This window comes from Curtobacterium sp. MCBA15_007, assembly GCF_001864905.1.
Lineage (GTDB): Bacteria > Actinomycetota > Actinomycetes > Actinomycetales > Microbacteriaceae > Curtobacterium > Curtobacterium poinsettiae.
This window is the reverse complement of the sequence record NZ_MJGM01000001.1, coordinates 462,284-474,346: the sequence shown is the minus strand read 5'-3', so window position 1 is coordinate 474,346 and position 12,063 is coordinate 462,284. Positions and strand designations below refer to the sequence as shown.

The window sequence follows — 12,063 nt, the reverse complement described above, 5'->3', positions numbered from 1 at the left end:
GGGGGCCTGTCGCTTTCGCGGTGGCAACCGGGACGAGCGACACGATGTGTCGCCTCCACACGACAGGACCGACGGGCGGCCTGGAGGCCCGTGGGGACCGGGTCAGACCGGCTCGGCCGGGGTGGGTGCGAGCGCCCGGCGGCGGGACGCGCGTGCGGCGGCGAACGAGTCCGCCGTCAGCACCACGAGCGCGAGCCACACGATGCCGAAGCCGAACCAGCGCCCGGCCGACATCTCCTCGTGCTGCACCAGGACCCCGACGAGCAGCTGCATCACCGGTGCCAGGTACTGGGTCAGGCCCAGGGTCGACAGACTCACCCGGCGCGCCGACGAGGCGAAGAGCAGCAGCGGCACCGCGGTCGCCGGCCCGGTCAGCACGGTGATGACAGCGTGCCCCCAGCCCTCGCTCGTGAACGTCACGCCGCCGCCGAGCCCGGTCACACCGAGCACCACCAGCGCCACGACCGCGATCGGCAGCAGCCACACGGTCTCGATCGTCAGGCCGCTCAGCGCGTCCACGGTGCCGCCGACGCGCTTCTTCACCAGGCCGTACAGGCCGAACGAGAACGCCAGGGCCAGTGAGATCCACGGCATCTGCCCGTAGCCGATCGCGATGACCACGACCGCCACGACGCTCAACCCGACCGCGGCCCACTGCGCCGGACGCAGGCGTTCGCGCAGGACCACGACGCCGAGGGCGATCGTGACGAGCGGGTTGATGAAGTACCCGAGCGCGGCCTCGACCGTGTGACCGGTCGTCGTCGCGAGGACGTAGACGGTCCAGTTCACCAGGATCAGGACGGCGGCGAGCCCCATCACGAGCATCACGCGGCGCTGGGCCATCAGGGTGCGGGTGCGGAGCCACGACCGGGTGACCGCGATCGCCACCGCGCAGAACACCAGACCGAAGACGATCCGCCACGACACGATCTCGAACGCCGCCGCGGGGGCCATGGCCGCGAAGAGCAGGGGCATCAGCCCCCAGAGCCCGTAGGCCACGACGGCCTGCACCACGCCGACGGATGCCTCGCTGCGGACGGGTCGCGCCGGACTCGGTTCACTCACGGAACCATCCTAGGAACGACCGCCGACCCCGGGACGTGCACCGGGCCTCCAGGCGGGCTGCAAGCGGGCTGATCAGGACCGGAGCGCCCTGCAGACCGGCCCCGGACACACGAACGCCCCGTCGGCCCGAAGGCCGGACGGGGCGTCCGTCATGCGTACTGGACTCAGTGGACGATGACCGCGAGGACGTCGCGGGCCGACAGGACCAGCAGGTCCTCGCCCGAGTACTTGACCTCGGTTCCGCCGTACTTGGAGTAGATGACCTTGTCACCCACGGCGACGTCGAGCGGGACGCGGTTGCCGTTGTCGTCGATGCGACCCGGACCCACGGCGACGACCTCGCCCTCCTGGGGCTTCTCCTTCGCGGTGTCGGGGATGACCAGACCGGAAGCGGTGGTCTGCTCCGCCTCGACCTGGCGGATGACGATGCGATCCTCGAGCGGCTTGATGCTGACGGCCACGGTGACCTCTTCTTTCTCGGTACGGACTCGGTACAGATGAAAACCGGTTGGCACTTCGCACAGGAGAGTGCCAACGCCAACTCTAGGGGGCCACTGGCACTCGGTCAATCCGAGTGCCAGCACACCCGGAGAACACGCAGCACCTGCGAGGATCGACGCATGGACGCCGCCGAACTCACCGCACTGCTGACCCCGGACGGGATGGCCCTGCTCGACCGTACCCCCGGTGTCTCCGACGGCGGCGAGATCGTCCGCGTGGTGTCCCGGCTGCGCGCCGAGGGCCACGACCCACGGCTCGTCGCAGCCGTGCTGACCCAGGCGAAGCTCCGGCTCAAGGCCCGCGGCAAGTTCGGTGACTTCGCGTCCCGGATGCTCTTCACCGAGGCCGGTCTCGAGCAGGCCACCCGACTGCAGGTCGCGGCCCAGCACGCCGGACGCTTCGCCGCCGCGGGGCTCACCCGGGTCGCCGATCTCGGCTGCGGCATCGGCGGGGACGCCATGGCGATGGCGGCGCTCGACCTGGACGTCACCGCCGTCGACCGCGACGAGGTCACGGCTGCCGTCGCGACCCACAACCTGGCCCTCTGGCCGAACGCGCGGGTGGAGCTCGGCGACGCCGAGTCCTTCGACCTGTCTTCGGTGGACGGCGCGTGGATGGACCCCGCACGACGCACCTCCGGCCACTCCGACACCCGCCGACTCGCCGACCCGGACGACTGGTCCCCCTCGCTCGACACGGTGTTCGCTGCAGCGACGACGACGCCGACCGGCGTGAAGCTCGGACCCGGCATCGACCGCGACCTGATCCCGGACGCCGCTGAGGCCCAGTGGACCTCCGTCGACCGCGAGGTCGTCGAGCTCGCCCTGTGGTTCGGCCCCCTCGCACGGCCCGGCATCCGCCGCGCGGCCACCGTCATCGGCAGCCACGGCATCGCCGAGATGACCGGAGCGGCAGACGCCGACGACGCCGAGGTCGGACCGCTCGGCGCCTACCTGTACGAGCCGGACGGCGCCGTGATCCGCGCGCGACTGATCGGCGACCTGGCGAGGGGCCTCGACGGGCACATGCTGTCCGACGGCATCGCCTACGTCACGTCCGACCGGGCCGTCACGACACCCTTCGCGCAGGGGTTCCGGGTGCTCGACACGATGCCGCTCGACGTCAAGCGACTGGCCGCGCGGCTCGCCGCCGACGGCATCGGCACCGTCGAGATCAAGAAGCGCGGCGTCGACGTCGACCCGGCGCAGTTCCGCAAACGGCTGCGGTTGCGCGGATCGGGTCGCGTCACACTCGTGCTCACCCGCCTGGAGGGACGCCACACGGCGATCCTGTGCGAGCGGCTCACCGACACGGTCGGCTGACGGCCGGGGGCCGCTCGCGGCCTCCGTCGCCCTGCGGCGACGTCAGCTGACGAAGGCCCCGGTGTTCGAGCTGTAGTCGGAGTAGTCCGAGTAGTTCGACGAGTTCGCGATCGAGATCCACACCAGGGCGACGATCAGGATGAACAGGCCCGTGAGGACCCAGCCACCGATGATGCCGGCGAGCGCCAGGCCACGGCCGCCCTCGCCGCTCTGCTTGATCTTGCCGAGGGCGATGTGGCCCATGATCGCGCCGGCCGGGCTCGTCAGGATGATGATCGGCCAGATGATGACGCCGCCGAACGCGAAGACGATCGACAGGATCGACAGGACGTTCGTCTTCGGGCGCTGCGCGTAGGGCTGGTACGAGTACGGGTTGGCCGCGTACGGCTGCTGCTGCTGCGCGTACGGGTTCTGCTGCTGACCGTAGGGGTTCTGCGGTGCGCCGTACGCCTGCTGCGGCGGCTGCTGCTGCTGCTGCTGATGCGGGGCCGCGTACGGGTTCTGCTGCTGACCGTACTGATTCGGCTGCGGCTGCGGCTGCTGCGGCGGCTGGCGTACGGGTTCTGCTGCTGCGGCGGCTGGCCGTACGGGTTCTGCTGCTGGCCGTGCGGGTTCTGGGGCGCTTCCGGAGCCGACGGGGCCTGCGGCGCGTCAGGTGCTTGCGGGGCGTCCGGGGCGGGTGCACCGTCGGGCTGTCCGTTCGCCGCGCCGTTCGGCGTCTCGCCCGGCTTCGGCCACTCGTTCTGATCGGACACCGTCCACCCCTCTCGGGCGTCCGGTCTCTCCGACGCCCGTGTGAATCCTCCCACAGGCTCCCCCAGAAGGACCGGGGCCGAACTGGTCAGACCTGGACGGTCGTCACCGGCAGGGTCGAGTCCGCCGCGATGCCGAGGTCGCTCGGCGCGTGCCCCTCGGCCACGAGTCGGGCGCCGACGGCGGCGATCATGGCGCCGTTGTCCGTGCACAGGTCGAACGGCGGGATCCGCAGCCGCACGCCCACGGCCGCGCAGCGTTCCTCGGCGACCTGCCGCAACCGGGCGTTCGCGACGACGCCGCCACCGAGTAGCAGCCGGTCGACACCGGTTTCGCGGCAGGCGTTCAGGGCCTTGGTGAGCAGGACGTCGACGACGGCCTCGCGGAAGCTCGCGGCGACGTCGGCCACCGGCACCTCTCGGCCCTCGTCGCGGCAGCGTTCGACCCAGCGTGCCACCGCGGTCTTCAGCCCCGAGAACGAGAAGTCGTACCGGTGTGCGGCCATGTCCTTCGGCAGCGTCAGCCCGCGGGGGAACCGGATCGCCGTCGGGTCGCCCTCGGCCGCGGCCCGGTCGATCTGCGGGCCGCCGGGGTAGGGCAGTCCGAGCAGCCGCGCGACCTTGTCGAACGCCTCGCCCGCCGCGTCGTCGATCGTCTCGCCGAGCAGTTCGACGTCACCGACCAGGTCCCGCACCAGCAGCAGCGACGTGTGCCCACCTGAGACGAGCAGCGCGATCGTCGGCAGCTCGATCTCGCTGCCGTCCTCGCGCAGCACGTCGGCACCGACGTGCCCGACCAGGTGGTTGACGCCGTACAGCGGCTTGCCCGTGGCCACGGCGAGCGCCTTCGCTGCCCCCACCCCGACCATGAGCGCCCCAGCCAGACCCGGCCCGGCGGTCACTGCGACGGCGTCGAGCTCGTCGAGGGTGACGCCGGCACGGTCGAGTGCCTCGTGCAGCGTCGGGGTCATCGCCTCCAGGTGGGCCCGTGCGGCGACCTCGGGCACGACCCCGCCGTAGCGCGCGTGCTCGTCCATGCTCGAGGCGATCACGTTCGCCAGCAGGGTGTTCCCCCGCACGATCCCCACGCCCGTCTCGTCGCAGCTCGTCTCGATGCCGAGCACCAGTGGTTCAGTCGCGCTCACCGAGGGCCTCCTGTCCGATGGGTCCGACGTCCGACGACGGTTCCGCGTCCGGGCCGGGCAGCTCCGCCCGCATCACCCACGCGTCGACGCCGTCCGGTTGGTAGTAGCGGGGCCGGGTCACGATGTGCTCGAACCCGAACGCCGTGTACATCGCCTGCGCCACGGGATTGTCCGCCCGCACCTCGAGGAACACCTCACGCACACCGCGGCGCCGCGCCTCGTCGAGCAGTTCCGTGAACAGGACCCGTCCGAGCCCCTTGCCGCGCTGATCGGCGGCGACCGCGATGGTCTGCACGTCGGCCACCGGGTTGCCCGCCAGGGACGAGAGTCCTGCGTACCCGACGACCATCGGCGCTGCGGTGTCGTCGACGGTCTCGATCACGACGTAGTACCCGTGCGGTGAGTACAGCTCGCCCGACATCTGCGACGCCGACCAGGCGTCCGTCGGGAACGAGACGTGCTCGAGCCACATGATGTCGTCGAGGTCCTGCGGGTGGGCTCGGCGCAGGCGGAGCGCGTCCGGCAGGGTCACTGCTTCACCCGTTTCGGCGCACCGGGCACCGTGACGTCGGGGTCGCGCAGGTACAGGGGGGTGTCCTGGTCGAACGCCGCGCCGGACGCGAGTCGGCCCGCGGCGAGCGCGCCGAGCCTCCAGGCCGGGATGGACGTGACGGTCACGCGGTCCCAGTCCACCGCTGCGGGCCGGGAGGCGCGGATCGCGTCGTCGAGATCGGCGGGCTTGGCGAGTCCGGGGCCGGCCACGCGGACGCCGTCGGCGTCGTAGGCGCTCCAGTAGACCTCGCGGCGGCGGGCGTCCGTGAGGACGACGAAGGGGCCGGCGAGGCCGGCGACGCGCTGGTCGAGGGCGACGGCGTCGTGGCTGACGAGCGGCAGGACGGGGACGCCGCGGGCTGCCGCGAAGGTGCGGGCGGCGGCGATGCCGACGCGCAGGCCGGTGAAGGGGCCCGGGCCCATGCCGGCGACGACACCGGTGACGTCGGCGCCGGTGATGCCCGCCTCGGCGAGGGTGTCGGCCAGGAACGGGCCGATCACCTCGGCGTGCCGGCGGCTGTCCTCGGTGTCGCGGGTCGCGAGGGCCTGGCCGGTGGCCGGGTCGACGACGGCGACGGAGGTCCCGGCGGAGGTGTCGATCGCGAGCAGCACCCGTCCATCGTAGGCGGCGGTCAGCGCACCGGCAGTCCCAGGGACCACGCGACCTCGTGCTCCAGCTGCCCCGTCCGGCGGAACAGGCGGACCTGGTGGGTGTCCGGCAGCGCGGCAGCCAGGGCCTGTCGGTCCGCGGGTGCGAAGCCGAGCGACTGCCAGAACGGACCGGAGCGACGGGAGAACAGCCACGCACGCCGGGCGCCGGCCTCGGTGGCCCGGTCGATCGCGAACCGTGCGAGGCGGGTGCCGGCTCCGGACCCGCGGTGCTGCGGAGCGACGGCCACGCTGCGGACGAGGACGTGCACGCCGTCCGCGCTCGACTCGAAGCCGGTGCTGCCGATCACGCTGCCGTCGTCGGCGCGGTCGGTCCAGAGCCGCACGGTCGGGACGTCGAGCCCGGCCAGGGTCAGGTCGGCCTCGACGAGGAACGCCCGGAGCGCCTCGACGTCGTCCGCGGTGACGGGCCGCAGGGTCAGAGGACCACGCCCTGCCAGCGCGGACCGGAGGCGGTGACGACGACCCGGCGGGGCTCGTCGGGGACGTCGTCCGGGTCCGTGTCGTCGGGAGCTGCGGGTCCGGCGTCGGCACCGGTCGCCCGCGTGATCTCGACGTCGAGCAGGCTGTCGCTGACGCCGTCGACCATCCCGCGGCCCCACTCGACCACCACGATCGCGGCGTCCCAGTCGAGGTCGAGGTCGTCGAGCTCGACCGGGTCGGACAGGCGGTAGGCGTCCACGTGCACCAGGTCCGGCCCGGCGGTGGTCGGGTGTGTCCGGGCGAGGACGAAGGTCGGGCTGGACACCTGTCCACGCGCACCGAGTGCTGCGCCGAGCCCACGGGTCAGGGTCGTCTTGCCGGCGCCGAGGGGGCCGGTCAGCACGACGAGGTCTCCGGCGCGCAGCACCCGGGCCAACCGGGCACCGAGCTCCCCCATCGCCTCGGTGCCGTCGACGGTGGTGTCGAGCAGGACGTGGGACGACCCGGTCACGGCCGCTCGCCCCGCAGGTACTCCCCGACGCGTCCCTCGATGTCGTGACCCTCGTAGGACCGGGGCACACGGCTGCCGATCCGGCAGACGATCTCTTCACCGATGGTCTCGAGCGCCGCGCCCCACTCGAGCACGGTCATCTCGTCGTGCTCGCCGGTGCCGAAGAGGACGACGGTGTCACCGGTCCGCACGTCGTCGTCGCCGACGTCCACCAGGAACTGGTCCATCGCGACGCGGCCGGCGATCGGGTAGCGCTTGCCGCCGATCGCGACCTCGATGCGGCCCTGCGCCAGTCGCGGGACCCCGTCGGCGTACCCGACGGGCACGAGCGCCAGGGTCGTCTCGGTCGCGGTGCGGTACGTGTAGTCGTACGAGACGCCGGTGTGGACGGGGACACGCTTCGTCTTCGCCACCGACGCGGTCAGGGTCATCACCGGCTCGAGCCCGAGGTCTGCTGCCGAGACCCCGTCGGCCCCGGGGATGCCGAACAGGTTCGCACCCATCCGGACCATGTCCTTGCGGAACTCCTTGCGTTCCAGCCCCGCGAGCGACGCGGCGACGTGCTCCGTCGGGACGTCGAGCCCCAGGTCCTCGGCGATCTCGATCGCGGCGTCGAACACGGCGACCGCGGCGCTGTCCTCGTGGTCGGACGACTCGGCCAGGTGCGTGTAGGCGGCGACGACCTCGAGGCGGCCGTTCCGCTGGGCGTCCCGCGCGGCCTCGACGAGGGCCGGCCAGTCTGCGGGGACCGCGCCGTCGCGGTGCAGTCCGGAGTCGACGCCCAGGTGGACCCGGGCGGGGCGCTGGTCGACGGCGTCGACGATGCGCTGCAGTTCGGCGACGTTCGAGACACCGAGGTCGACGGCCGAGTCGATGGCGTCACGGAAGTCCAGGTCGGGGTCGTGCTGCCAGGTGAACAGGTGGACGTCCTCGCCCACCCCGATCGACCGCAGGCGCAGGGCGGCGGGGACCGTCAGTACACCGATCCAACGGATGCCGGCGTCGACTGCGGCGAGCGCGATCGGTTCGAGGCCGTGCCCGTACGCGTCGGCCTTCATGATCGCCATGACCTCGACCGGGTCCATCCACTCGCGGACACGCTCGAGGTTGGCTCGGTACGCGTCGAGGTCGATGCGTGCCTGACGCAGCGGTGCGGAGCTCACGTGGTCCTCCGTTCCACGCTGCGGCCGATCCGGGCGACCACCTCGTAGTTGATCGTGCCGACGGCGTCGGCCCAGTCCTCGACGGCGGGGTCGCCGTTCGCGGGGTCGCCCCACAGCACGGCCTCGTCGCCGACCTGCACGTCCGCGTCGCCGACGTCGACGTGCATGGCGTTCATCGCGACGCGTCCGACCACCGGGAACGTGCGGTCCCCGATGCGCACCGAGACCCGGTTGCCGAAGTCGCGGTCGAAGCCGTCCGCGTAGCCCAGGCCGATCACAGCGAGGCGGGTGTCGGTCTCGGCGCGCCAGGTGTACCCGTACGAGACGCCGTCACCCGCGGCGACCGGCACGGTGCGGAGCACGGCGGCGGTGACCCGCATCGCCGGTCGCAGCCCCAGGTCGGCCGAGGTGCGGCCGTCGAAGGGGCTCAGTCCGTACAGGGCGAGTCCGACGCGGGACAGGTCGTGGCGGGTCTCCGGCACGGCGATGCTCGCGGCACTCGCGGCGAGGTGCACCACGTCCGGCACGATGCCGTTCGCGGCGAGACCGTCCAGCGCACGCTGCAGTGCGGCGTCCTGGTCGAGGTCGTCGGTGCGCGAGGCGTTCGACAGGTGGGACATGAGCCCCTCGACCCGGGTGCGGTTGCCGCCGCGGGCCAGGGCACCGGCGGTCGCGAAGAGCTCGGCCCACTCGGACTCGACGGCCCCGTTGCGGCTCAGGCCCGTGTCGACGCACAGGTGCACGGCACGGACGTCGGAGTCGGCGGCGGCGGACAGCTGCTCGACGCTCGACACCGCCGGCGTGACGTCGAACTGCGCGGCGCGACGGAAGTCCTCGTCGGGGGCGTGCAGCCACGTGAGGATCCGGACCCCCTCGTCGATGCCGCCCTGCCGGAGCGCGACGGCCTCGTCGATGTCGGCGACCCCGAGCCACTCGGCGCCCGCGTCGACGAAGGCCTGCGCGGCGTCGAGGGCCCCGTGGCCGTAGGCGTTCGCCTTGACGACCGCGATCACACCAGCCGGGGCGACCCGGTCGGCGATCGTCGCGTAGTTCTCGATCAGGGCTCCGCGATCGATCGTGATGCCGGTGAACGCACTCACCGGGCCGTTCCTTCCAGGACCACGTCTGTTCCTTCCAGGACCACGAACGCGGTCGCGATCCCTCCATCATGCGAGAGCGACAGGTGCACGCTCGTCACGCCACGCGCATCCGCGACCCGGCGCGCACCCTGGCGCAGGGTGAGCGAGGGGTTCCGCTGGTCGTCGGACACGACCTCGAGGTCCTGCCAGCTGAGCCCGGCACTCGACCCGAAGGCCTTGATCAGTGCTTCCTTGGCGGCGAACCGTGCCGCCAAGGACGCGATCGGACGGGGTTCGCCGTCACGGACCTGCTCGGACGGCGTGAACAACCGCGCCCGCATCGCCGGTGTGCGTTCCAGCACCCGTTCGAACCGCTCCAGGTCGACCACGTCGACCCCGATCCCGATGATCACCGTCTCGACTACTCGACGGTGACCGACTTCGCCAGGTTGCGTGGCTGGTCGACGTCGAGGCCCTTGGCCGCGGCGAGCTCCATGCCGAACATGTGCAGCGGGGCCACGGCGAGCAGCGGCTCGAACAGCGGGGTCGCGAGCGGGATCCGCAGGACCTCGTCGGCGAAGGGCAGCACCGCGGCGTCGCCTTCTTCCGCGATGGCGATGACCCGGGCACCGCGGGCACGGATCTCCTGGATGTTCGAGACGACCTTCGGGTGCAGCGATCGCGGGTCGCGGGGCGACGGCACGATGACGAAGACGATCTGGCCCGGCTCGATCAGCGCGATCGGACCGTGCTTGAGCTCGCCGGCGGCGAAGCCCTCGGCGTGGATGTACGCGAGTTCCTTCAGCTTCAGCGCACCTTCGAGCGCGATCGGGTAGCCGACGTGGCGACCGAGGAACAGCACGCTCCGGGTGTCCGCCATCCAGCGGGCCAGGTCCTTGATGCCGGCGGCGTCCTCGATGGTCTGCTGCAGCTTCGGTGCGAGCCCCTCGAGCTCGGCCACCTGCTCGGCGATCTGCTCGGTGGTGAGCGTGCCGCGCAGCGTCGCCAGGTGCAGCCCGAGCAGGTACAGCGCGACGCCCTGGGCGATGAACGCCTTGGTGGACGCGACGGCGACCTCGGGTCCGGCGTGCGTGTAGATCACGGCGTCGGACTCACGCGGGATCGTGGCGCCCTGGGTGTTGCAGATCGACAGGACCTGGGCGCCCTGTTCGCGGGCGTACTTGACGGCCATGAGCGTGTCCATGGTCTCGCCGGACTGGCTGATCGAGACGACCAGGGTGCGTTCGTTCAGCACCGGGTCGCGGTAGCGGAACTCGTGGGCGAGCTCGACCTCGACCGGGATGCGGGCCCACTGCTCGATGGCGTACTTGCCCAGGATGCCGGCGTAGGCGGCGGTACCGCAGGCGATCACGATGACCCGGTCGACGGTCGCCAGGCGCTCGGCGATCGGGTCGAGGTCGGTCAGGGTGACGGCGCCGTCGTGGACGCGGCCGAGGATCGTCTTGGCGACGGCCTCGGGCTCCTCGCTGATCTCCTTCGCCATGAACGAGGACCAGCCGCCCTTGTCGGCGGCGGAGGCGTCCCAGTTGACCTCGAACTCGGTCGGCGTGGCGGGGGTGCCGTCGAAGTGGATGACGTCGACGCCGTCGGGGCGGATCGTGGCGATCTCGTCCTGCCCGATCGACAGCGCGCGCTGCGTGTAGGCGACGAACGCGGCGACGTCCGAGCCCATGAAGTTCTCACCGTCGCCGAGCCCGACGACCAGGGGCGAGTTGCGACGGGCGCCGACGACGACACCGGGCTGGTCGGCGTGCACGACGAGGAGCGTGAAGGCGCCCTCGAGCCGCTGCACGGCCTGCTGCATGGCGGCGGTCAGGTCACCGGTGTCGCGGAAGGCCCGCCCGACCAGGTGCGCGGCGACCTCGGAGTCGGTCTCGCTGCGGAACTCGATGCCCTCGGCCTGCAGTTCGGCGCGGAGCTCGGAGAAGTTCTCGATGATGCCGTTGTGGATGAGGGCGAGCTTGTCGCCGTCGGCCAGGTGCGGGTGGGCGTTGCCGTCGGTCGGGCCGCCGTGGGTCGCCCAGCGGGTGTGCCCGATGCCGGTCGTGCCGTCCGGGATCGGCGACGACTCGAGTTCGTCGACCAGGGCCTGGAGCTTGCCGGCCTTCTTGGCCGACACGAGGTCTCCGGCTGGGTCGACCACGGCGATGCCCGCCGAGTCGTAGCCGCGGTACTCGAGGCGGCGGAGGCCACCGAGGAGGACGTCCTGGCTGCTGTTGCTGCCGACGTAGCCGACGATTCCACACATGGGACCGATCCTACGGTCTGCCTGGACGCCGACCCTGCGAAGTCCCGGGGGTGGGGATAACGTTTCGGCCATGGGACGCTTCGACGACATCGCCATCACCACGCTGCACGGCGAGGACACCACGTTCGGCGCCTACGCCGACAAGGCCGTACTGGTCGTGAACGTCGCCTCCCGGTGCGGCCTCGCCCCGCAGTACGAGCAGCTCGAGGCCCTGCAGAAGCAGTACGGCCCCCGCGGGTTCACGGTGCTGGGCTTCCCGAGCAACCAGTTCCTGCAGGAGCTCGGCTCGTCCGAGGCGATCGACGAGTACTGCTCCACCACGTGGGGCGTGACGTTCCCGATGTCCGAGAAGGTCAAGGTCAACGGCAAGAGCGCCCACCCGCTCTACCAGGCCCTCAAGGAGACCCCGGACGCCGACGGCAAGGCCGGTCGGGTGAGCTGGAACTTCGAGAAGTTCCTCGTCGCCCCCGACGGCACCGTCACGCGCTTCCGCCCCACCACGAAGCCGGACGCCCCCGAGGTCGTCGCCGCCATCGAGGCGGCCCTGCCCGCCTGACGCGTCGCGTCCTGCGGGCGCGCACCGAGCACTGGCCGGGAGGCCCGGGGCACGTG

The 12,063-nt window shown here is 71.9% G+C and carries 15 protein-coding genes; 3 read left to right on the top strand and 12 right to left on the bottom strand.

From position 1 onward, the window contains the following. Nucleotides 1–102: 102 nt before the first annotated feature. Both rarD and groES read right to left on the bottom strand, forming a co-directional pair. A complete protein-coding gene (gene rarD, locus BIU95_RS02335; RefSeq protein ID WP_017885483.1) occupies nucleotides 103–1,065 on the bottom strand; it encodes an EamA family transporter RarD in 963 nt (320 codons plus the stop codon). A 164-nt stretch (nucleotides 1,066–1,229) separates the two neighbouring features. Next, the gene (gene groES, locus BIU95_RS02330; RefSeq protein ID WP_017885484.1) at nucleotides 1,230–1,526 is read right to left on the bottom strand and encodes a co-chaperone GroES; all 297 of its coding nucleotides are present in this window, start codon (nucleotides 1,524–1,526) and stop codon (nucleotides 1,230–1,232) included. A 159-nt stretch (nucleotides 1,527–1,685) separates the two neighbouring features. Here groES and BIU95_RS02325 point away from each other — a divergent pair, with 159 nt between their 5' ends. Then, on the top strand, nucleotides 1,686–2,888 hold the full coding sequence (locus BIU95_RS02325; RefSeq protein ID WP_071250156.1) for a class I SAM-dependent methyltransferase: 1,203 nt from the start codon (nucleotides 1,686–1,688) through the stop codon (nucleotides 2,886–2,888). Between the two features lie 42 nt (nucleotides 2,889–2,930). On the opposite strand, the gene BIU95_RS02320 is transcribed toward BIU95_RS02325, so the two are convergent. Continuing rightward, entirely contained in the window at nucleotides 2,931–3,155 is a 225-nt protein-coding gene (locus BIU95_RS02320; protein ID WP_231564099.1) for a DUF4190 domain-containing protein, read from the bottom strand. On the opposite strand from BIU95_RS02320, the gene BIU95_RS18490 reads away from it, so the two are divergent. Beyond that, nucleotides 3,123–3,635 carry a hypothetical protein gene (locus BIU95_RS18490; RefSeq protein ID WP_175470704.1) on the top strand — a complete coding sequence of 171 codons (513 nt, stop codon included), beginning with the start codon at nucleotides 3,123–3,125 and terminating at the stop codon, nucleotides 3,633–3,635. The two genes, BIU95_RS02320 and BIU95_RS18490, sit on opposite strands and share 33 nt — an antisense overlap. Before the next feature lie 94 nt (nucleotides 3,636–3,729). Here the strand turns inward: BIU95_RS18490 and tsaD are convergent, their stop codons facing one another. From tsaD to glmS, 9 genes are all read right to left on the bottom strand, one after another. Next, the gene (gene tsaD, locus BIU95_RS02315) at nucleotides 3,730–4,785 is read right to left on the bottom strand and encodes a tRNA (adenosine(37)-N6)-threonylcarbamoyltransferase complex transferase subunit TsaD (RefSeq protein WP_071250154.1); all 1,056 of its coding nucleotides are present in this window, start codon (nucleotides 4,783–4,785) and stop codon (nucleotides 3,730–3,732) included. After that, the gene (rimI, locus tag BIU95_RS02310) at nucleotides 4,772–5,317 is read right to left on the bottom strand and encodes a ribosomal protein S18-alanine N-acetyltransferase (RefSeq protein WP_139179595.1); all 546 of its coding nucleotides are present in this window, start codon (nucleotides 5,315–5,317) and stop codon (nucleotides 4,772–4,774) included. The genes tsaD and rimI overlap by 14 nt, the downstream gene beginning before the upstream one ends. Beyond that, a complete protein-coding gene (gene tsaB / locus BIU95_RS02305; RefSeq protein ID WP_056072341.1) occupies nucleotides 5,314–5,949 on the bottom strand; it encodes a tRNA (adenosine(37)-N6)-threonylcarbamoyltransferase complex dimerization subunit type 1 TsaB in 636 nt (211 codons plus the stop codon). Before tsaB ends, rimI begins: the two co-directional genes overlap by 4 nt. A gap of 20 nt (nucleotides 5,950–5,969) precedes the next feature. Further along, nucleotides 5,970–6,332 (bottom strand): GNAT family N-acetyltransferase, encoded by a 363-nt coding sequence (locus BIU95_RS02300; protein WP_308159306.1) that lies wholly within the window; start codon nucleotides 6,330–6,332, stop codon nucleotides 5,970–5,972. 92 nt (nucleotides 6,333–6,424) lie between these two features. Continuing rightward, entirely contained in the window at nucleotides 6,425–6,886 is a 462-nt protein-coding gene (gene tsaE, locus BIU95_RS02295) for a tRNA (adenosine(37)-N6)-threonylcarbamoyltransferase complex ATPase subunit type 1 TsaE (RefSeq protein ID WP_051067341.1), read from the bottom strand. Nucleotides 6,887–6,936: 50 nt separating this feature from the next. Continuing rightward, complete coding sequence (gene alr, locus BIU95_RS02290; protein ID WP_175470703.1) at nucleotides 6,937–8,103, bottom strand: alanine racemase; 1,167 nt, start codon at nucleotides 8,101–8,103, stop codon at nucleotides 6,937–6,939. Then, nucleotides 8,100–9,203 carry an alanine racemase gene (gene alr, locus BIU95_RS02285; protein WP_056072014.1) on the bottom strand — a complete coding sequence of 368 codons (1,104 nt, stop codon included), beginning with the start codon at nucleotides 9,201–9,203 and terminating at the stop codon, nucleotides 8,100–8,102. Before alr (BIU95_RS02285) ends, alr (BIU95_RS02290) begins: the two co-directional genes overlap by 4 nt. Further along, nucleotides 9,200–9,595 carry a holo-ACP synthase gene (locus tag BIU95_RS02280; protein ID WP_017885494.1) on the bottom strand — a complete coding sequence of 132 codons (396 nt, stop codon included), beginning with the start codon at nucleotides 9,593–9,595 and terminating at the stop codon, nucleotides 9,200–9,202. Before BIU95_RS02280 ends, alr (BIU95_RS02285) begins: the two co-directional genes overlap by 4 nt. Before the next feature lie 8 nt (nucleotides 9,596–9,603). After that, nucleotides 9,604–11,451, bottom strand: a complete 1,848-nt coding sequence (glmS, locus tag BIU95_RS02275) for a glutamine--fructose-6-phosphate transaminase (isomerizing) (RefSeq protein WP_042537488.1) — start codon at nucleotides 11,449–11,451, stop codon at nucleotides 9,604–9,606. A gap of 70 nt (nucleotides 11,452–11,521) precedes the next feature. On the opposite strand from glmS, the gene BIU95_RS02270 reads away from it, so the two are divergent. Next, nucleotides 11,522–12,007: a glutathione peroxidase gene (locus BIU95_RS02270; RefSeq protein ID WP_017885496.1), complete on the top strand. Its 486-nt coding sequence runs from the start codon at nucleotides 11,522–11,524 to the stop codon at nucleotides 12,005–12,007. Nucleotides 12,008–12,063: the final 56 nt, after the last annotated feature.

Excerpts from the sequence above, each read along its gene's own strand:
- BIU95_RS02325 (WP_071250156.1), top strand. The coding sequence starts at position 1,686 with ATGGACGCCGCCGAACTCACCGCACTGCTGACCCCGGACGGGATGGCC.
- tsaE (WP_051067341.1), bottom strand. The coding sequence starts at position 6,886 with ATGGGGGAGCTCGGTGCCCGGTTGGCCCGGGTGCTGCGCGCCGGAGAC.
- glmS (WP_042537488.1), bottom strand. The coding sequence starts at position 11,451 with ATGTGTGGAATCGTCGGCTACGTCGGCAGCAACAGCAGCCAGGACGTC.
- BIU95_RS02270 (WP_017885496.1), top strand. The coding sequence starts at position 11,522 with ATGGGACGCTTCGACGACATCGCCATCACCACGCTGCACGGCGAGGAC.